Annotated in this window: 19 protein-coding genes; 13 read left to right on the top strand and 6 right to left on the bottom strand. The window is 45.7% G+C overall.

Going from position 1 to position 19931, the window contains the following annotated elements:
• Positions 1 to 110: 110 nt before the first annotated feature.
• Complete coding sequence (locus QVA83_RS09945) at positions 111 to 443, bottom strand: hypothetical protein (protein WP_083648647.1); 333 nt, start codon at positions 441 to 443, stop codon at positions 111 to 113.
• Between the two features lie 260 nt (positions 444 to 703).
• Between QVA83_RS09945 and QVA83_RS09950 the strand changes: the two genes are divergently transcribed.
• Entirely contained in the window at positions 704 to 895 is a 192-nt protein-coding gene (locus tag QVA83_RS09950; RefSeq protein WP_044556911.1) for a hypothetical protein, read from the top strand.
• Between the two features lies 1 nt (position 896).
• Here QVA83_RS09950 and epmB read toward each other — a convergent pair whose 3' ends face one another.
• Entirely contained in the window at positions 897 to 1922 is a 1026-nt protein-coding gene (gene epmB, locus QVA83_RS09955) for an EF-P beta-lysylation protein EpmB (protein WP_156077876.1), read from the bottom strand.
• 36 nt (positions 1923 to 1958) lie between these two features.
• Here epmB and efp point away from each other — a divergent pair, with 36 nt between their 5' ends.
• From efp to QVA83_RS09980, 5 genes are all read left to right on the top strand, one after another.
• Complete coding sequence (efp, locus tag QVA83_RS09960; RefSeq protein ID WP_014975647.1) at positions 1959 to 2528, top strand: elongation factor P; 570 nt, start codon at positions 1959 to 1961, stop codon at positions 2526 to 2528.
• Between the two features lie 85 nt (positions 2529 to 2613).
• The gene (gene epmA, locus QVA83_RS09965; RefSeq protein WP_342313255.1) at positions 2614 to 3582 is read left to right on the top strand and encodes an elongation factor P--(R)-beta-lysine ligase; all 969 of its coding nucleotides are present in this window, start codon (positions 2614 to 2616) and stop codon (positions 3580 to 3582) included.
• A 176-nt stretch (positions 3583 to 3758) separates the two neighbouring features.
• The gene (locus tag QVA83_RS09970; RefSeq protein WP_156077878.1) at positions 3759 to 6188 is read left to right on the top strand and encodes a TonB-dependent receptor; all 2430 of its coding nucleotides are present in this window, start codon (positions 3759 to 3761) and stop codon (positions 6186 to 6188) included.
• Positions 6189 to 6357: 169 nt separating this feature from the next.
• On the top strand, positions 6358 to 6975 hold the full coding sequence (locus QVA83_RS09975) for a gamma-glutamylcyclotransferase (protein ID WP_075175953.1): 618 nt from the start codon (positions 6358 to 6360) through the stop codon (positions 6973 to 6975).
• Between the two features lie 99 nt (positions 6976 to 7074).
• Positions 7075 to 7593, top strand: a complete 519-nt coding sequence (locus QVA83_RS09980; RefSeq protein WP_110288520.1) for a GNAT family N-acetyltransferase — start codon at positions 7075 to 7077, stop codon at positions 7591 to 7593.
• 37 nt (positions 7594 to 7630) lie between these two features.
• Here QVA83_RS09980 and QVA83_RS09985 read toward each other — a convergent pair whose 3' ends face one another.
• Positions 7631 to 8239, bottom strand: a complete 609-nt coding sequence (locus QVA83_RS09985; protein ID WP_014975652.1) for a peptidylprolyl isomerase — start codon at positions 8237 to 8239, stop codon at positions 7631 to 7633.
• A gap of 48 nt (positions 8240 to 8287) precedes the next feature.
• The gene (locus QVA83_RS09990) at positions 8288 to 9520 is read right to left on the bottom strand and encodes a methyltransferase (RefSeq protein WP_014948223.1); all 1233 of its coding nucleotides are present in this window, start codon (positions 9518 to 9520) and stop codon (positions 8288 to 8290) included.
• A gap of 235 nt (positions 9521 to 9755) precedes the next feature.
• Here QVA83_RS09990 and QVA83_RS09995 point away from each other — a divergent pair, with 235 nt between their 5' ends.
• From QVA83_RS09995 to QVA83_RS10015, 5 genes are all read left to right on the top strand, one after another.
• A complete protein-coding gene (locus QVA83_RS09995) occupies positions 9756 to 10838 on the top strand; it encodes a hypothetical protein (protein ID WP_039231831.1) in 1083 nt (360 codons plus the stop codon).
• A 138-nt stretch (positions 10839 to 10976) separates the two neighbouring features.
• A complete protein-coding gene (locus tag QVA83_RS10000) occupies positions 10977 to 11618 on the top strand; it encodes an alpha-ketoglutarate-dependent dioxygenase AlkB family protein (protein WP_014948225.1) in 642 nt (213 codons plus the stop codon).
• A 5-nt stretch (positions 11619 to 11623) separates the two neighbouring features.
• On the top strand, positions 11624 to 11944 hold the full coding sequence (locus tag QVA83_RS10005; RefSeq protein WP_014948226.1) for a BolA family protein: 321 nt from the start codon (positions 11624 to 11626) through the stop codon (positions 11942 to 11944).
• Positions 11945 to 11975: 31 nt separating this feature from the next.
• Positions 11976 to 12668: a phosphatase PAP2 family protein gene (locus QVA83_RS10010; RefSeq protein WP_014975656.1), complete on the top strand. Its 693-nt coding sequence runs from the start codon at positions 11976 to 11978 to the stop codon at positions 12666 to 12668.
• 2 nt (positions 12669 to 12670) lie between these two features.
• The gene (locus QVA83_RS10015) at positions 12671 to 13315 is read left to right on the top strand and encodes a nucleotidyltransferase family protein (protein ID WP_156077879.1); all 645 of its coding nucleotides are present in this window, start codon (positions 12671 to 12673) and stop codon (positions 13313 to 13315) included.
• Between the two features lie 48 nt (positions 13316 to 13363).
• On the opposite strand, the gene QVA83_RS10020 is transcribed toward QVA83_RS10015, so the two are convergent.
• Positions 13364 to 14704 (bottom strand): nitrate regulatory protein, encoded by a 1341-nt coding sequence (locus tag QVA83_RS10020; protein WP_014975658.1) that lies wholly within the window; start codon positions 14702 to 14704, stop codon positions 13364 to 13366.
• A 355-nt stretch (positions 14705 to 15059) separates the two neighbouring features.
• Positions 15060 to 15347 carry a hypothetical protein gene (locus QVA83_RS10025; RefSeq protein WP_014948232.1) on the bottom strand — a complete coding sequence of 96 codons (288 nt, stop codon included), beginning with the start codon at positions 15345 to 15347 and terminating at the stop codon, positions 15060 to 15062.
• A 434-nt stretch (positions 15348 to 15781) separates the two neighbouring features.
• Here QVA83_RS10025 and QVA83_RS10030 point away from each other — a divergent pair, with 434 nt between their 5' ends.
• Both QVA83_RS10030 and nirB read left to right on the top strand, forming a co-directional pair.
• Entirely contained in the window at positions 15782 to 17347 is a 1566-nt protein-coding gene (locus QVA83_RS10030) for a SulP family inorganic anion transporter (protein ID WP_014978293.1), read from the top strand.
• Positions 17348 to 17658: 311 nt separating this feature from the next.
• Positions 17659 to 19931 (top strand): nitrite reductase large subunit NirB (gene nirB / locus QVA83_RS10035; RefSeq protein ID WP_287498426.1); only part of this gene is annotated, 2273 nt, incomplete at its 3' end.

The following is a 19931-nucleotide window of genomic DNA, read 5'->3' on the forward strand; positions in this document are numbered from 1 at the left end:
CCGCTTTATCAAAAAGAAGCAGTAAGGCGTGAGAGTGCGCCGTAAGTGAGAAGCTAGTTCAAAAAAGCCCGCAAATAAAGCGGGCTTTTCGTTATTAAATTTAGTACGAACTAGCTTTTAGATAGAGATTGCTGAAATTGCGCAATGGTCACCAACGCTAATTCTATCTTTTTAACCAGTGGCGCCAGAGCTTGTTTAGCCGCATCGTCATCCAGTTCTTTTAGCGCTTGCCAGTCGCTGGCAATTTCTTGTACATACGGACCGAATCGTTTGGCTGATGTGGTAAACCCGCTGTCATCAGCAAACACTGCTGCAAACTTACCTTTTTGATCGCGCTGTAAATTATCTAATATCTGGTCAGCATCAACAGCTTTGCGGTGTAACGTTTGAATGGTTTCCTGAAGTTGTTGATGAACAGCTTGCATCTCTTGGCTTTGTTGCATGATCGCGCCTTTTGTTTCTGAGTGTTAAGTGTACGCATTACCCGCACACTTTATGTTTACGTATAAATCCCGTGGCTATCATTGTTGCCACAATAAATGCCACTCGGTAAATAATGATTAAAGTTTCGTCTTTCAAGGCCGATAACCTAAAGACTGTTGTAAATTACGAAGCTTGTTGGTTACGTAATGCACAACACGCCGTAAAGGTGGGCAATTCTGCCCATTTTTTTACTTTGCTACAAGCAACAAAGGAAAATGGTATGGATCTACAAGGTACTAGTGCCTCTGGAACGTCCGGTGCGTCACTTGAGTTGGCCTCTCTTAAGTTGGCTAAAAGCCAACAAGAGCAAGAGGGACAAGCGTCGCTTCAGTTGCTGGAATCAGCTTCTGACGTACCAAAATCGTCATCTTCAAACCCCGCGTTAGGCGCCAACGTCGATACCTTCGCGTAAGTTAGGGATGCAACTTTAAGTCGATAGGCGTTTTGCCGGGTTGACCGCCAATTTCTCTCACCAGTTTTGGCACCAAAAAGCCCGGCAGGCGCTTTATCGCTTCTTCCATAATTGCTCGGCCTTTATCGTCACTCACATAAAAGTGGCTCGCACCCTGTACTTTATCTAAAACGTGCAAATAATAGGGTAACACTCCGGCTTCAAACAGCGTTTCGCTTAAATCACTAATTGCATCGGCAGAGTCATTTATTCCTTTTAGCAATACCGATTGATTGAGCAAGGTGACGCCTTTTTCTCGCAATATATTTAAACGCACTTTCAACGTTTCTGACATCTCATTGGCGTGGTTTGCATGCAGCACTAATACTTTTTGAAGCGGCAATGCGCTAAACCATTCAACAAAGTCATGGCTAATTCGTTCTGGTAGCACTACCGGCAGACGGCTATGAATACGCAGGCGTTTTATGTGGGCAATAGCGGCAATTTCGTTGGCTAGCCACGACAGATGATCGTCTTTTGCCATCAGTGGGTCGCCGCCTGAGAAAATCACCTCATTTATTTGGCTGTTATTACGAAGGTAATCAAGCACATCAAGCCATTGGTGTTTGCTTACCGCATTATCGGCGTAAGGAAAATGGCGGCGAAAACAGTACCGGCAGTTTACCGCACAGCCGGTGCGAACCATCAGCAACACGCGAGAATCGTATTTGTGCAATATGCCTTTGCCTGCTGTATCGTGCTCGTCTAACGGATCTTCGCTATAGCCTGGTGATGTTAGAAATTCGTCGCTGAGCGGCATAACTTGTAAAAAAAGCGGGTCGTGTGGATTGCCTTTCTCCATCAGTTCCACAAAATGTCGTGGAACACGCATAGGAAAAAATCGGCGCGCTTTAATATGTTGGGCGTATTTTTCTTGGTCTAAACCTAAGTGTTGCAACAGCTTTGCAGGATCGGTAAAGCTACTTGCTAATTCTTTTTGCCAGTTATGCTCTACAGAAATCGGTTTTTTAGGTATTATTTGTTCCACGAAACTTTTTGTACCTTATGTTTAGACAGAGGAATTATGGCTAATTACAGCACTAACGAGTTCAAAGGCGGCCTGAAAATCATGCTGGACGGCGAACCTTGCAACATTCTAGAAAACGAATACGTAAAGCCGGGTAAGGGCCAAGCGTTTAACCGCGTAAAAATCCGCAAGCTTATTTCAGGTAAAGTTTTAGAGAAAACTTTCCGCTCAGGTGAATCAGTAGAAGGCGCTGACGTAATGGATACGGAGCTTGCCTACTTGTACACCGACGGCGAATTCTACCACTTTATGAACAACGATACATTCGAACAAATCGCTGCAGACGAAAAAGCAGTGGGTGAGAATAAAAAGTGGTTGGTAGAGAACGACGTTTGTACCATTACATTGTGGAACGGTTCACCTATCACGGTTACGCCACCAAACTTTGTTGAGCTAGAGATCACTGAAACTGATCCTGGTCTTAAAGGTGATACAGCGGGTACAGGCGGTAAGCCAGCAACGCTGAGCACTGGTGCAGTTGTTCGCGTACCTCTATTCGTTCAAACCGGCGAAGTTATCCGTGTAGATACGCGCTCTGGCGAATACGTGTCTCGCGCACAAAAATAGTATCTGAGACATTCTGTTTACGTGTAAAGCCGGTGCCTTTGTGTACCGGTTTTTTGTTTTAGCTATTCTTCTTAGGTTTGGACACATGCAATCTTGGCAGCCTACTACCACTCATGAAGCGCGTGTTGCGCGAGCAGAATTACTCAGAACAATACGTGAGTTTTTTTACGCACGAAACGTTCTAGAGGTAGATACGCCTTTACTTTCAAACGGTACGGTTACCGATGAGCATTTAGATGCGTTTGATACACAATTCAATTTTGCCTCATCCGGTAAGCCAACTACGCTGTATCTTCAAACTTCCCCTGAATATGCCATGAAGCGGTTACTGTGCGCTGACAGCGGTAGTATTTATCAGGTGTGTAAAGCGTTTCGCCATGAAGGTGAAGGGCGCTGGCACAACCCAGAGTTCACCATGCTAGAGTGGTACCGCTTAGATTTTGACCATTTTGCGCTAATGGACGAGGTTGACGCCTTGCTGCAAGAAACCTTAAACACAGCTTCGGCTGATAAGATGACGTATCAGCAAGCTTTTCAAACCTATTTAAATATTGACCCGTTAAGTGCTGATAACGACGTTTTGCTAAAGGTAATGGAAGAGCAGAAAATAGATATTCACGCGCCGCAAAATCTAAGCTATGACAGCAAGTTACAACTATTATTCAGCTATGTAATCGAACCTAAAATCGGTAACGAAAAACCGTGCTTCATCTACGATTTCCCTGCTTCTCAGGCGGCGCTTGCCAAACTAAGCCCAGTTGATGAACGGGTTGCCGAACGCTTTGAGGTGTATTACCAAGGCGCTGAACTTGCTAACGGTTTTCATGAGTTAAGTGCAGCAAAAGAGCAGCGACTGCGTTTTGAAACTGATAACGAGAAACGCAGAGAACATGGCCTTCCCACTAAGCCCATTGATGAAAACTTTCTAAGTGCGCTTGACGCAGGTTTGCCACCGTGTGCGGGTGTGGCGCTGGGCATCGATCGTTTGCTTATGCTTAAAACCAACGCGAAGCGTATTCAAAGAGTGATCAATTTCACAGTGAGTAGGGCTTAGTACCTTCGGCCCAATTAGTTATGAATTGCTTAAACCTTGGGTTTCAGTAGGCGCGTCCGATTAAATTGCAAAAACATAAGATTAAGTGAGTAAAGCAGCGGTTGACAAGCAATGGGCAATGGATAAAATGTTATAACATCACTAAATAATGTTATAACATCCACAGAGGAATACCCATGAAAATGCGTTCGCTGCTAAGTTTGTCCATAGCGGGGCTGTTAAGTGCGCCTGTGTATGCCACCACAGTAACGGGAAAAGTCACCGACACGGCAGGCCAACCTGTTGCAGGGGCTGAAGTAAAAATCGAAGGCAGTCGCCGTGTAGCATACACCGATGCAAATGGTATTTATCGATTTGATGATGTAAAGCAGCCACATATTCATTTACATGTTTATTCTTCAAACTACATTCATGGTGATAACGACTTAGGCGACGTAAATACGGATCAAAATGTAGACTTCGTTTTAAAGCCTGCATCCGTCGAAAATATCGTAGTTACCGCCAATGCGCTTCAATCATCAGTACTGGAATCTGTTACGCCAGTTACCGTAATTGGTGCGGAAAAATTACGTAAGATAGAAGCGCCAACTTTAGGCGAAACCCTCAAAAACGCGCCTGGTGTGCACAGCACTTATTTTGGCCCAGTTTCAAGCAGCCCAGTTATTCGCGGTAACGATGGCCCGCGCGTAAAGATTGTTCAAAACGGTTTGGATGTATCTGATGTATCTCGAGTAAGTCCAGATCACAATGTCGCCACCACACTTTCAAGTGCAACGCAGGTGGAAGTACTTCGCGGTCCTGCAACGCTTCAATACGGTAGTGGCGCTATTGGTGGTGTGGTGAACGTGGTTGACAAACGTATTCCTCAGTATCAGATAGACGGCGTAGAAGGCGAAGCTGAAACTAGCTATAGCACAGTGAATAACGGCTCGTATACCCGTGCAGATGTAACGGGTGGCAGTGGCAATATTGCATGGCATGTCGACGGATTTTATCGCGATACAGATAACGCGGATATTCCGGGCTTTGCGTCTATCGATCCCGATGAGGATGAACCAAACGGTGTGCTAGAAAGCAGCGCAATGGAGACGCGTAACGTCGTTGCAGGTTTATCTTACGTGGCCGAAGAAGGCTACTTCGGTTTCGCTGTGGAACAACTCGACAACAAATATGGCGTACCTGGCTATAGCCATGCTCATGGTGAGGAAGAGCATGAGGGCGAAGACCACGATCTTGAAGAACATGATCATGAAGAACACGCTGAAGAAGGCGTGTTACTTGATGTAGATATGACCCGTTATCAAGCAGCCGGTGAGTGGCACTCTCCGGTACGTGGACTTACAAACCTTAAATTTGCCGCAGCTTACACCGATTACGAACATGCTGAAATTGAAGACGGTGAACCAGGCACGGTATTCACAAACGAATCGAGCGACATTCGCTTGTCTGCTTACCACGAAGAAGTGAACGGCTGGCACGGCGTATTCGGGCTACAGTTTAATCATAGCGATTACAATGCCGTGGGCGAAGAAGCCTTTACCCCAGCTAATACCACATCAAGCTACGCACTTTATCTAATAGAACAAAAGAAAGTAGGTGATGTAACCTTTGAGCTTGGTGGCCGACTAGAGCGAACGACATTAGACGCTGATGCCAGCGAAGTGGAACTTGACGTATTGCATGATGAGCATGAAGGCGAGGAGCACGATGAGGAACATGAGGGTGAAGAACACGAAGAGCATGCCGTTGCTTTCAACTTCCCTGACTACGACTTTACCAGTCTATCGCTTTCAGCGGGCGCTAACTGGGAATACCAGGAAGGTCACTCGGTTGCTGTTACGTTGTCACGCAGTGAGCGTGCGCCTAGTCAGCAAGAACTTTTCTCTGCTGGCCAGCATTTAGCAACCCAAAGCTACGAAGTGGGTTTAGTATTTGATATGGATGAAGAAGGCCATATCGAAGAAACACTTAAAGGCGTAAAAGAAGAAGTTAGTACCAACCTAGATATTACTTTCCGTAAATTTACCGGCAGCTGGGGCTATAGTGCGTCTTTCTTCTACAATCAGGCAGATGACTATGTCTTCCAAACAAGCACAGGCTTAATTGCGCTCAGCGAACACGAAGAGCATGGACATGATGAACACGGCGATGAAGAAGGCTTGCCAATTTATTATTTCCAACAGGCTGACGCTGACATCTGGGGCTTCGAAGCAGAAACTTACGTTGATTTATCAGACACGCTACGCTTAACCGTATTTGGTGACTATATCCGCGCAGAAATTGAAGACGACAACCTTCCGCGCACGCCGCCTATGCGCTTTGGTAGTGAATTAAGCTACGTGAACGATGGTTTAAGTGCTGACGTGGGCTTTACGTGGTACGACGACCAAAATGAAGTTGCGTCATTTGAGACTGCAACCGACGGTTACACCTTGGTTAACGCAAGCGTGCAATATGAATTTGGCACACAGGGCATTGACTGGGTAGTGTTTGCGCGCGGTGAAAACCTAACTGACGAGGAAGCCCGTGTTCATACATCTTTCTTAAAAGACCAAGCACCGCTTCCAGGTAGAAACTTTACTATGGGTGTGAGAGCGTTGTTTTAATTAAACAACTCCACTGCGGTATACAAGGCGATGTATTGGGGCTCTCAGTACATCGCCTTTTTTTATACTAGGGGAAAGTGGTCAGTACGATTTTTTCTAGTTGAATAAACTGCAAAGATAAACATGCTTAAGATGGTAAACGTCGAGCGGTTGTGAAGTAGAGGTGAAAATGAATGACATAGCGAATTGGTTAAGTACGCAAACCGAAAAACACATGGTGTTAGGTTATGGAAGCTTACTTAGCAAAGACAGCCGAGAGCGCTACTCCAACATTTTTACACCAGGGATCCCTGTGACGGTTTCTGGCTTCGAAAGGGCATGGGTGACGCGAAGTCTTCATGAAAAGCAGACTTACGTTGGCGCCGTGGCCAATGCGCATAGCAAATTAAACGCCCAGCTTATCCCAACACAAATTAACCCTGCCTTACAGGAGAGAGAAAAAGACTATCGGTTTGTCGAAGTAAGCGCTAAAGCACTCAACTTTCATCAACACAAGGGGTCTGCGTCTCTAGACGATGTGCTTGCACAATTTACCTTTTGGATTTGCGAAACACTCGACTGTACACAGGCAAATGACGCCTATCCCGTACATCAAACGTACGTAGATACATGCTTGAGTGGATGCTTAGAACACGGTGGTATAGAGGAAGCCGAGCGATTTATCGTCCATACATCGTTGTGGGAGCACCCAAGAGTAAACGACAGAGCGAACCCGAAGTACCCCCGCGCGGCAGTGGTCAACCCAGACCACTTTGAGCACATAGACAGGCTTCTATCAAAGAGATAGTGTTTGCCTTAGGTCTTACTTCTAGTTATATGTTCAAATGTAGAGGTACAAAAGCGAGTACTACATGCGCGTCATAAAAACTTTGCTAAAAGGATTAGTGTGAACACAAACACCGCTATTTTTACAAACGATAAAATAACGCTACGGCCGCTTACTTTTGATGATAAACACTGGGTACTTGCGCTGCAGCAGGACCCGCTATGGCTTAGATACATTGGAAGTAAAAATGTCGATACAGTAGACGATGCGTGTGACTACATTGGCAAAACAAATGCGCAGCGCGAAGAGTGGGGGTATGGCCTGCTGGCTGTCGAATTAACCGAAACCAAACAACCGTTAGGGGTTTGTGGTCTCTTCAATCGCTTTGCATTTGAATGTCCAGATTTAGGCTTTGCCATGCTGCCTGAAGCAAGAGGCAAGGGTATATGTTATGAGGCATGTCAGTGTGTTATAGCGTGGTCTGCCTCTAAGGGCTATCGTTTTTTAACAGCCATGACGCACCCAGAAAATATGGCGTCGCAGAAGCTTTTACAGCGCTTAGGATTTAACAAGCAGGGCTTTTACTTCGACAAAACGTTCCCAAAACAGCATTTGTTCAGGTTGGAATTACAGCCATAAAGCATTGCTCTTTATGGCTGTTTGTATCTGTTAATCGCTATAAGGGCGGTAACACGGTCATCTTTTTAATAATGATCGGCTCAATGGGTACGTTATTCGCGTTAAGGCGAATCGAATATTCAGTTTCTACTTCCGACATGGCATCAACAATATCTTCGCCTTCAACAATTACGCCAAAAACCGCGTAGCCCCAGTCTCTTCCGGGGTTTAAGCTGCTGTTGTCATTCACGTTGAAGAAAAATTGTCGGTTTGCGGTATGCGGGTCACCTTGTCTTGCCATTGCAATAGTGTGCAGGTCGTTAGTCAAACCGTTACCAGACTCATTGAAGATATCTGGAAAGTTCGACTTGCCGTTGAAGTCTGCCGTATAACCACCACCTTGCACAACAAAACCAGGCACGATGCGGTGAAAAATGGTGTCTTCGTAGGCGCGCTTATCAACATAACGAAGAAAGTTATTTACGGTAATTGGCGCACGTCTTCTGTCCAGTTCAACCACAATATCGCCCATGGTGGTTTCTATTTTCACCCGAGGGTAATAGTTATCTGGCTGAACCTGAGACCCATCGTCTTTCTTGGCCATAACGGGTGAACTGCTGCCTATTAGCATGATGGCGGTCAGCAGTGATAAAAGTATTTTCTTCATAAAAATGCCTTTAAATGTTTTCTTAATTCGCGCATGTTTTTTGATCGCTTATCGTTTTGCAGTGCCTAAGATAACGAACTTTTTGTCACTCGCAAGTACCTTAGCGCCACCAAACAACTTTTTAAGTTTAATGTGATAGTCGAGGTGTCGGTTACCAACCACCACTAAGTGACCGCTTTTAATAAGTACGTCCCGGGAATCAGTGAACATTTGCCATGCAATATGGTCAGTGATTGCGTTTTGTTGATGAAACGGTGGGTTACACAGAATTTTGGTAACAGCAGGTTTATTCTCTCTATTGATTAATGTTTCAAGGCAATTACTTGCAACAAACTCACATTGATCAATTTTATCCGGGAAGTTGTTGAGCACATTGAGTCTGGCACTTTCTAATGCCATATAGGACTCATCCACAAATATTACTTTGGCATCAGGGGCAAGAGAAAGGGCATTAACCCCCAGTACTCCGTTGCCGCAGCCTAAATCTACCACCACATCATTAGCGCTCACCGTCATATGTTCAAGCATAATGCGAGCGCCTATATCTAATGACTGTCGAGAAAACGTATTCGCCAGATTGTCTATAGTTAACGCCGTTCCCATCGTACTTTTACACTGCCAGCGCGTCGGATAGGGCGAGTCAGATAGTTTTATTGACTCACGAGGCGAAGCGAACACAAGCCGCGATTTCTTCTTGGCAAGGGACGTGGTGGTGGGGCCAATATATCGTTCAAATAGGTTGAGTACGGATTTTGTGATGGTCTTCACTTTACCGGTTGCGATAACACGCGTGTCAGGTGTTATATATTTTTGTAAATCAATAAGCTGCTGTTCAAGAAGTGCAAGGGCGCGGGGGACCTTCAGCACAACAAGACTCGGCGCCTTTTCTGGCTTAAACGTTAAGCTTTGCACGCTAGTCAAGGTTTTCAGCGGCGCGGTTAGCAGGCCGTTTTTATTGCTCGTTTCTGCATTACCCAGTAAATGATTGGCTTTTAAATTCTCAGAGAGTGATCGCAAAGATATGTAGGAGTCAGATACCCAGTAAGGTGCTAAGTGCGAAAACCAACAACCTAACGCGCCGAAATCGTCGTTAAAAATCATCATTGAGCCATCATTGTCACCACTGCCAATTGAAAGCGACGCTTCACTTAATAAGCTCTCAATGTGCTCAATAACGAGTTCATCAGCGCTATCCCATGCTTGAAGGCTTATGTGCTGGTGCTTTTCAGGGTAGCGAATAAGCGAGAATTGTCGGTCGGCAAAAATAAATTCTGTATTCATTGGAGTCTGTTTTCAAAGATGGCTCAAAGCACTCACATACTTTGGGAATGCCTATTTGGTTTATCTACGCGCCGCCTATCTTATCATATCAGCCACGCGGCTCTAACAGCCAAGAAGACTCAAAACGCGAATGTTTCGATGAAAATAAAAGGTAAAACGTTTACTTTGTTTTATTTGTGTGAAAATATTGTTAATGAAATCTCATCTGACCACTTGATAATTAACTGAGAAAACTATGAAAATACGACTGATAATTCTACTGTCCATTGCCTTTTCAACGCTCTCTCTAAATGTTAAAGCTGAAGTAACTTTCCCTGATGCCGCCTTTAGTAATTTAGATTACGGTTTGTATTGGTTTGACTACAACGACGCGAAAAAAGCGAATGTTAATGAGCCTAATCCATACTACAACGCCAATAATAAAACGGTTATCTACATTCACGGATGGCAAAACGGCTCGGTAACGGAGCGTCGTCGCGAGACGTTGAATCGTTCAAACTCGGGAGGACCTAACGAAGACCTCGCATGGTATTGGTTAGATAGAGGGTATAATGTAGGGATTCTGTATTGGAACCAGTTTGCAGATGAGTCTGAAGTTAAAGATGCAGAAGCCAAGATTCATTCGGCTTCTGGTCCTCGAAATATGCGCTGGAAGTCGTCAAATGGCAGCTACAGCTCGGGACCAAGCTCTTCGGTAACACAGTTACTTTACAACTCACTCACGAATGGAATGCCTAACTTTAATGGTAGCGAGCTCCGCATAGCGGGTCACTCTTTGGGGAATCAGCTCGCGCTTACTATTTCAGAGAAATTAGACGATGCGGTAAATAGAGGTGTTCTGACATCATCATATCGGCCAAATCGTATCGCATTGCTCGATCCTTTCTATTCCATAGGCGAAAAATCTTATCTGAATAACGATTGGACTGGTGAGAGAAGTAAAAGCATTGTTGATGCACTAAAAGCTAAGGGAATTGCCATTGAAGCGTATCGTAGCTCGCCGGTTACCAGCACATTTCTTGCTGGTGACAATAACGCTAGCCTAATGAATAGCATTGCATTTTCAGAGCTAAAACCATGGAATTTTGCGTGGTGGCAAGTGGCTGAGAAGCACGGTGCTGCAGTGACTCACTATTTTTGGTCACGAGCTTTCAGCCCGTTGACACTTGACGCAAGCAATACCCAAGTACCGAGCGCATCGGCGAGCAGTACCGTAATCAAAACGTGGATGAACAAGAATAAAGGCGTTATTCAAGACAGCGGTGCATACAGTGCCACACCTGCAGATGACGACTTCAAAGAAAAATCACGCTTATAGAAGTTAACATCAATCCACATTAGCAATGCATGCGTAATTAAGGTGTAATTGGGGGAGCTTCAAAGGTGTGTTTAAGCACTTTTGAGATCAAGTGCCCATAGCCAAAATTAAAAATCACCGGAAATATCATAGTTACGCATGCAGTTTTCTCTTTTCGAGACCCCAGAAAACAATAGCTCATCTCATAAGCTCCCGCTGTCAGAGGGCGACGTCACTTATTTTCCTCAGGCGCTATCAAAAAATGATGCAGATACTTTTTTTGAGTTACTGAAGGCCGAGTTACCCTGGCGTCAGGACTCGATCAGATTGTTTGGCAAGCCGGTAAAAATTCCCCGCCTTCAGAGCTGGCACGGCGATGACGATTGCACCTATACCTATTCGAATTTAACCATGTCGCCAAATCCGTGGACGAACAGCCTTTTAAGCATTAAGGATTGTTGTGAAGCGTTATGTGCTGCAACCCAAAATACAAAGTTCAACAGTGTGTTAGCGAATTGGTATCGTGACGGACAAGATAGCATGAGCTTTCATTCAGATGATGAGCCTGAGTTGGGTATAAACCCGGTTATTGCATCTGTCACCTTAGGTGAAGCAAGGCCCTTTGTTTTTAAGCACAAAGAAACCAAGGAAAAGTATACACAGGTGCTTGAGCACGGCAGTGTATTAATTATGGCAGGAACAACACAAAGTCATTATGTGCACGGTATTGCGAAGACGGCTAAGCCTATCGGTGGTAGAATTAATCTAACATTCCGACATCTTATTCACAGAACAAGGTAAGCCAAATGCAAGTAAAAGCGTTTCTGGAAACTACGATTGAAGCTGCACTTAATCCGAGTTTTCTCGAGGTTGTAGATGAGAGTTTTATGCACAATGTTCCAGAAGGGGCTCAAAGTCATTTCAAAGTAACGGTAGTGAGCGATGCTTTTGAGGGTAAGCGCTTAATAGCGAGACACAGAGAAATTAACGGTCTTGCGGCTGAAGCGCTGCAGGGGCCTGTTCATGCGTTGGCACTTCACACGTATACGCCTACAGAGTGGGAAGCTCGAGGTGGGCAATCTATGGTATCGCCAAACTGCCTAGGTGGTAGCAAGCACGACCAATAACGCTCTTTTTGTACTAAATGGAAGTAGATTTATGACAAGCAGTGAAACAAAAAACAGCGGCGCGCTAGCCTCTTACTTAGACATCATTAAAACACCCTCTATTCAGGTGTTACTACTTGGCACCGGTTTTTTGCTTATGATGTTGTTTGTCTACATGGGCGTGCTGACTACGTTTGACAATGCGTTATTCAATGTAATTAGCGAAGCAGGCAATGTATCGGGTTGGAAAGAAGACGCGCTTCGCGATATCACCGCGTTAGGCAGTAATACGGCACTTATCTTTGTCACGATTTCAGTTGCCGGAGCCTTGGCGATGGCCGGTGAAAAGAAAAAGGCACTGACTTTTTTGATTGCTGTTGCCGTGGGGATCGCAACGACTTTCTTACTCAAAGCTGGCATCGACAGGCCTCGTCCTCCGCTGCCCATGCAGGATGTAAGTGTGTATACACAAAGCTTCCCTTCTGCACATGCTACCTTATCTACGCTTGTTTATTTCTATATCGCCTATTTGTTAACGTACTTCACGCAAAACGCTTCAGTAAAAGTGTGGATCTACATGGCAGCCACCTTTCTTGTATTTTGTATTGGCTTAAGCCGCATTTTATTGGGCGTGCATTGGCCTAGCGACATTATTGCAGGGTGGTTTGCTGGTGGCAGTATGGCTGCCTTTTGCTTTTATATCATCAAGTGGAAACGCAAACTGCGTATAAAAGACGAAGGTTAAACGTGCAAGATCTCAAACGGCTAGGCGACATTATTAAGCGGGATCCTTTTCGCATGCGTTGCCTTCGCGCTTTGAGAGCGCTCGATTTACCGCAAGGGTACATTGGTGCTGGATTTGTTCGAAATGCCATATGGGATGAGTTACACGCAAGAGCGACACCAACTCCGCTTAACGATATTGATGTGATTTACTTTAGTGGTGAAATTAATCCGCCGCAAAGTGTTGCGAGTGCCGATAATACATTGGAATCAGTACCTCAACCGCAAGCTTACTCACCAAATTCTGCAGCTGCTAATTCAGGGCTGAAAGCACAAGAACAAGCCATTGAACACGAGCTAGCGCGTATGGTTCCTCAAGCTAATTGGCAAGTTAAAAACCAAGCGCGTATGCACGTAGCTCACGCGCACGCTCCCTATCAAAATTGCCACGACGCTATTTCGTATTGGATAGAACGAGAAACCTGTGTTGCGGTTCGTCTTTTAGCCAATGATGATTTAGACATACTCGCGCCATTTGGTTTGGAAGCAAACTTCGCAGGCACCATAAGTATTAACCCAAAATATCCAAGGTCCGAAGTTTTTAAGCAGCGACTAGCTTCTAAGAATTGGCTTACTGTTTGGCCTTTGTTGACTTTAGTTTCTCCTTAAGAGCTAGAACGCGCTTAATTAAACTAGAAGTGACTCAATTGAGAGTAGCTACCTTTGAGCAGTAGTCTTTGTTGTAATATTTACTATCTTAGCGGCAATAGCCGCTATGGTCGTATTTTCGCTCATAGCTTGTTTTTGCAGTCGACGATACGCGTTATTTTCGCTTAATCCGAATTGCTCCATTACTACCAGTTTTGCTCGCCCAATCAGTTTTTGTTCCTGTATTGCACGCTTGGCCTCTTCAAGCTCCCGACCCATATCTTCTATGTGTTGGGCCTGTGAACGCAGTAAATCATAAAAAGAGCGGTGAGCAGATAAAGTCTTCGTTTGCTCGTTAAGTGATAGCGTTTTGATTTCGTCTTCTTTGGTGTCTTCCGCGAGTCCAGGCATACTTGGATCGAACAATAAGGTGAGCGGTGAGCCATCAGTAGCGTGTTCATCATTGAAGCGCGTAAGCAACTGCTGATGATTGGCCATCTCATTTTTTGCATCGGCGACTTTACTGTTAGCTTGCTGAGTAAGGGCCTCAGTGAGCGCCACTTCGATAGTCTGCATTGCATCCATTCGACGCGTTGCTACATCAAACCAAACTTCCGATATTTCTCCGGCAATCGGACTGCCGTCACCAAGCTGTGCAATCATATTTCTAAGCTGTGTAATATCGATTGCAGCAGGGCTTTTGTTCAACGCGTCTAATGCATCTTTATGCGGCTTACAGCTAAACTCACAGAATATACTGAAGTGATGTTCTTGGGCATGCTGAAGCGCGGCCAGCTTTTCACAAAGGCGAACATCGAAATGAGTTTCTGCGAAACCAATAGCGCCCCACGCCCGCTCCTGCCCAGCGTATTCTTTTGCCTGCATAAAGTTGAACAATGCAACCAATAAGCGAGTAATTGTCGGGTCGCTTGCAATATCTGCCGCTTCAAAAATAACCGTAAGTAAACTGGCAACAAGGCGACTGTATGCTCGTGTGGATTCCAGTGGTGTCAGCAGCTGCTTGCTTACCTGTTCTCTCAGTCTGGGCAGGTAGTCTGTCGCCTGCATAGCAAGTGTAATGCTGCTCAACAACCGCGGGTTACCCGTGGTGATCTCATCTGTCAGGTAGAGCGATTTCAAGTGGCTTTTCAACATTGACTCCGCTTGCTCGCTAGCACTGACGTACTGCATTCGCTCAGCGGCATAACGCTCGCCTTTTGAAGCAAGAAAGATATTGCTGGCCCCACGCTCTTTTTGCAGTTCATGAATAAGTTCTCGAACGGCAATTACAATTCGACAATTACTAGATAGTTGCTCAAGCACGGTTATTTCGGCGTGCTTGGCCGCTAGCAAAAAGCGCTTAGTGGCGTCGCTACAAAGCGCAATGGTCTGTTCTGGTTCATGAAGCATGTTAAGGCCTGCTAATCTTCGGTACACACGTTTCGAATTTTTTCTTGATGAGTGCATCTATTGGCGAAACGTTTTTTGAAACTCATTGCTCTTAGCCCCTGCACTCAGCAGAGCAATACGTGTACCAAGCAACACTTATGCCCTGTTTATTAGAATTAATGAAGATAAGCGTTAGAGTGAACAAAAACGCCCGGAGTGCTGACATTTCGCGGCATGTGGTTCGGCTGGAATTTTAACTTAAGGTGACTTTATAAGGGGAGACGGAAAGGTTAGCGGCGTCAAGAGGGAAGTTAATAGGGAAGAAGCTGCGCCAAAATGGTGCAGCCTCGCAAACTATGTGGTTTTGCTTTCCAGATTAGTTTCTGACTACGCGAAGAAACCAACCTACAAACAGTGAAATTAAGAAACCGAAGAAGGCAATCATTGTGGTGATAGTTAACATTTGCCCAGAAAAGTCAGCATTCTCGCCAGTGTGCTCGCTAACCAGCATTCCTGATGCTTTAAATATAAACAATGCCGCTACAGAAAATAGTAAAATAACGGCGGTCGACATGATAGTGGCTTTCCAATAAGCCTTCGGCGACATCCAATGAATAGCGCCTGCCACTAGCACGCACAAAATAGTCAGAATATAAGGTACCACTTTAACTCCTCGTTGAATAAGACTTGTGCCTTATTGCGACGTCTTACCGTAGCCCCGTATTAGAAATCGAAGCGCATTGAACGACGCGGTTAATAAAAACCATTATACGATGCCATGTACGATGCAATTTGTCAGCATTCGCTATTAAATTAAGCCCTGAGACCGAACATGAAAAATTGACAAGCTCACAGCATTAGGAAAGGGGCAAAGAGCCCTGCGCTTATCACGTAAGCGCCAAGTAGTTCGGACTGGGGCCTGTTGATCTTTGCTGCACATCAACGTTCAACAGGCCCTAGTAACAATCTATTAAAAGATTTTAAGCTACAATGGTGATAGAATCGCCGAAAAAATCTCCTACCTACTTGGTGTTCTGCTTTAACGCGGTGTACGCCACGGTGGGTTGTTGTGTTTAACATCTTAGCTTCTGAGAGAACATGTTCGATTTAATTACCAGTAAAGACAGCAACGTTAAAAACGACGTGCTATCAGGTATTACCGTGGCGCTAGCCTTGGTCCCTGAAGCCGTAGCATTTGCATTTGTAGCCGGCGTAGAACCAATGATTGGTCTTTATGCGGCTTTCATGATGGGCTTGATCACTTCCGCTATTGGTGGCCGCCCAGGAATGATTTCTGGAGCTACTGGCGCCATGGCCGTTGTGATGGTGGCACTGGTTGCCCAACACGGCGTGCAGTATTTATTTGCCGCGGTTATTTTGGCAGGTTTACTGCAAATAATGTGCGGTATTTTCAAGCTCGGGAAGTTTATTCGACTGGTGCCATATCCGGTAATGCTAGGCTTCGTAAATGGTTTGGCGATTGTTATCTTCCTGGCGCAGTTAGGCCAGTTCAAAGTCACTAACGCAGCCGGTGAATTACAGTGGATGGAAGGCACGCTGCTATATTGGATGTTAGGGCTTGTGGCGCTAACCATGGCCATTATCTATTTATTGCCAAAGCTAACCAAAGCTGTACCGGCGTCGCTGGTAGCGATTGTTACGGTAACCTTGTTAGTACACGGTCTTGACCTTGAAGCGCGTACTGTAATCGACTTTGTTCGTGACTTGCTACCAGCTGACCAGCGCGATACCGCAACGCTAGCGGGTGAACTTCCTAGCTTTGCTATTCCTATGGTGCCGTTCACCTGGGAAACCTTCATGATCATTCTGCCTACCTCAGTCATTCTTTGCTTGGTTGGTCTTATTGAATCGCTCCTTACCCTTTCATTAATTGATGAAATGACGGACACCCGCGGACGCGGCAACAAAGAATGCGTTGGCCAAGGTGTTGCAAATACCGTAAACGGTTTCTTTGGCGGTATGGGCGGTTGCGCTATGATTGGCCAAAGTATGATTAACATTAACTCTGGTGGCCGTGGCCGCTTGTCTGGTATCACCGCGGCGGTTGTATTATTGGGCTTTATTCTATTTGCTGCTCCGCTAATTGAAATGATTCCTCTCGCTGCCCTTGTTGGCGTTATGTTCGTGGTGGTTATTGCTACATTTGAGTGGGCGTCATTCAGAATTATTCGCGGCGTAAACAAAGAAGATGCGTTCGTACTTTTCCTAGTAACCGGCGTTACCGTTATCGCTGACCTGGCTATTGCGGTTGTGGTGGGTGTTATCGTTTCAGCACTGGTGTTTGCATGGAAACACGCTCGTCATATTGAAGCGAGATCCCATATCGATAACGACGGTTGGAAAGTCTATGAGCTAGACGGCCCGCTGTTCTTTGGCTCGGTATCGCATTTCAAAGACCTGTTTGATATCGCCAACGACCCTAATGATGTAGTTATTGACTTTAAAGACTCTCGCATTTGGGATTCATCAGGTATCGATGCGCTAGATACCCTTGCTGACAAATACGAAGAGCAAGGTAAAAAGCTACACATTCGCCATATCAGTGATGAGTGTCGCTCACTGCTTCGCAAGGCCGATAAGTTTGTTGAAATTAATGTGGTTGAAGATCCTCGCTATCGCGTAGCGACGGATAAGCTGGCCTAAGTTATTTGAAAGCCTTAATGCACCAAGTAAACACAGTTTTGCGTTTGTTTGGTGCAGTTGTGAAGTCTGAATAATGCTTATTTTGTAGTAAATCAAATAAAAACAATTGTTTACGGTTTTGGCACTGAACTTGGATAGCTATAAACGTAAAGTGTGTTTTGGTGATTTGTGTCAATCGCTGAAAATTGTGTGATTTATAACACTCCGTAAAATGTGTTAGCCGACCTAAACCGTTGGCAAAATAGGCAACGAAGCCCGCATCAACGAAAGTTGAAGCGGGCTTTTTTTTGTCCCGAAAAAAGGGGAATACCATGACTTCATTGGACTCAAAAACGCAAATTGTCGTCGTAGGCAACGGCATGGTGGGGCATCATTTTGTTGAGCAGCTTCACCAAAGCGATGCCAATGTAGAAATAACCGTTTTATGCGGCGAGTCACGCCTTGCGTACGACCGCGTTTATCTGTCGTCTTTTTTTAGCGGCGCGAGTGCTGATGACTTAGCGCTCACTACACCCGCTCAGTACGCCGAGTGGGGCGTAAACGTAGTTACCAATGCCTTGGTTACCGATATAGACCGTGACAATAATAAAGTGACGACTTCTGAAGGGCAGGTGTTTAGCTACGATAAGCTTGTGTTAGCTACGGGCTCATACCCATTTGTGCCACCCATCCCTGGCAACGATCAAGAGCATTGCTTGGTGTACCGTACTATAGACGATCTACTCGCTATTGAAGCTTCAGCAGCAGTGAGCAAAGTAGGGGTTGTTGTTGGTGGTGGGCTGTTGGGTTTAGAAGCCGCTAACGCATTAAAGCAAGCCGGTCTCGACACCCACGTGGTTGAGTTTGCCCCGCAGCTTATGGCGGTTCAGCTAGACCAAGCAGGTGGTAACGTTCTTAAGGACAAAATAGAAGCATTGGGCGTTACGGTTCACACCCAAAAGGCAACGCAAACTATTGAGGCCGGTGATACCTGTCGCTATAAAATGGTGTTTGCTGACGGCACTGCACTAGAAACTGACATGATTTTATTCTCTGCCGGTATTCGACCTTCCGACCAGCTCGGCAGAAAGTCAGCGCTAACACTGGGTGAGCGCGGCGGTATTGTCATTGATAATCACTGCGTGACGTCTGACCCAAACATTTACGCTGTGGGTGAATGTGCGCTGTGGGATAACAAAATATTTGGCCTGGTAGCACCTGGCTATACCATGGCGCGCACGGCTGTAAGTCATATAACCGGCGGCGATGCCGAGTTCGCTGGCGCAGATATGAGTACCAAACTCAAGCTAATGGGTGTGGAAGTGGGCTCAATTGGCGATGCTCATGAACGCACAGTCGGTGCGCTTAGCTACACCTATTTAAATCAGCCAGAAGGCGTGTACAAAAAGCTGGTGGTAGATAGCGAGCAAAAGTACGTGCTTGGTGCTGTACTCGTTGGCGATACCAGCGACTACGACACGCTCTTACAGTATGCACTTAATAATATTGAATTACCTGAACACCCAGAAAGCCTAATTCTGCCCTCATCCGATGCCGCACCGGCGTTAGGTGCCGATGCACTACCAGACACCGCGTCTATTTGTTCATGCCTAAATGTGACAAAGGGCGATATTGTTTCAGCCATTGAAGGCGGCTGTTGTAGCGTTGGCGATGTAAAAGGCGAAACCAAAGCTAGCACAGGGTGTGGAGGTTGTGCTGCCTTACTTAAAAATGTTGTGGATAGCGAACTTGAAAAGCGCGGTGTGGAAGTATCAAAGGCCATTTGTGAGCACTTCAACCATACCCGACAAGAGCTATTTCACATTGTTAAGGTAAACGGCATTCGCACCTTTGACGAGCTACTAGAGCAGCATGGTGAAGGTCTAGGGTGTGAAATTTGTAAGCCCGCTGTCGGCTCAATTTTAGCCTCGGTGTATAACGACTACATTCTTAAGGCTTCACATCTTCCTCTGCAAGACACCAACGATATCTACCTTGGCAACATGCAAAAAGATGGCACGTATTCCGTTGTACCGCGTGTACCTGGTGGCGAAATAACGCCTGAGAAGTTGATTCTGCTCGGCGAAGTGGCAAAAGAATACAACTTGTACACCAAAATCACGGGTGGTCAGCGCATTGATTTATTTGGAGCGCGCGTAGAGCACTTACCTGATATCTGGGAAAAACTGGTCGCTGGTGGTTTTGAAACCGGCCATGCTTACGCGAAGGCACTGCGTACCGTGAAATCGTGTGTGGGAAGCACATGGTGCCGCTACGGTGTTCAGGATTCTGTTGGCACTGCCATTGACTTAGAGAATCGTTACAAAGGCTTACGTGCGCCGCACAAAATTAAATTTGCCGTCTCGGGGTGTACTCGTGAGTGCGCAGAAGCCCAAAGCAAAGACATTGGTGTTATTGCTACCGAGCAAGGCTGGAACCTGTATGTTTGCGGAAATGGCGGTATGAAGCCTCGACATGCAGACCTGTTTGCCACCGATCTAGATACCGAAACCCTTATAAAGTACATCGACCGCGTGCTGATGTTTTATGTGAAAACGGCTGATCGCCTACAGCGCACATCGGTGTGGATGGACAACTTAGAAGG

This window comes from Alteromonas sp. AO-Serp, from assembly GCF_017849675.1.
Classification (GTDB): Bacteria; Pseudomonadota; Gammaproteobacteria; order Enterobacterales; family Alteromonadaceae; genus Alteromonas; species Alteromonas macleodii.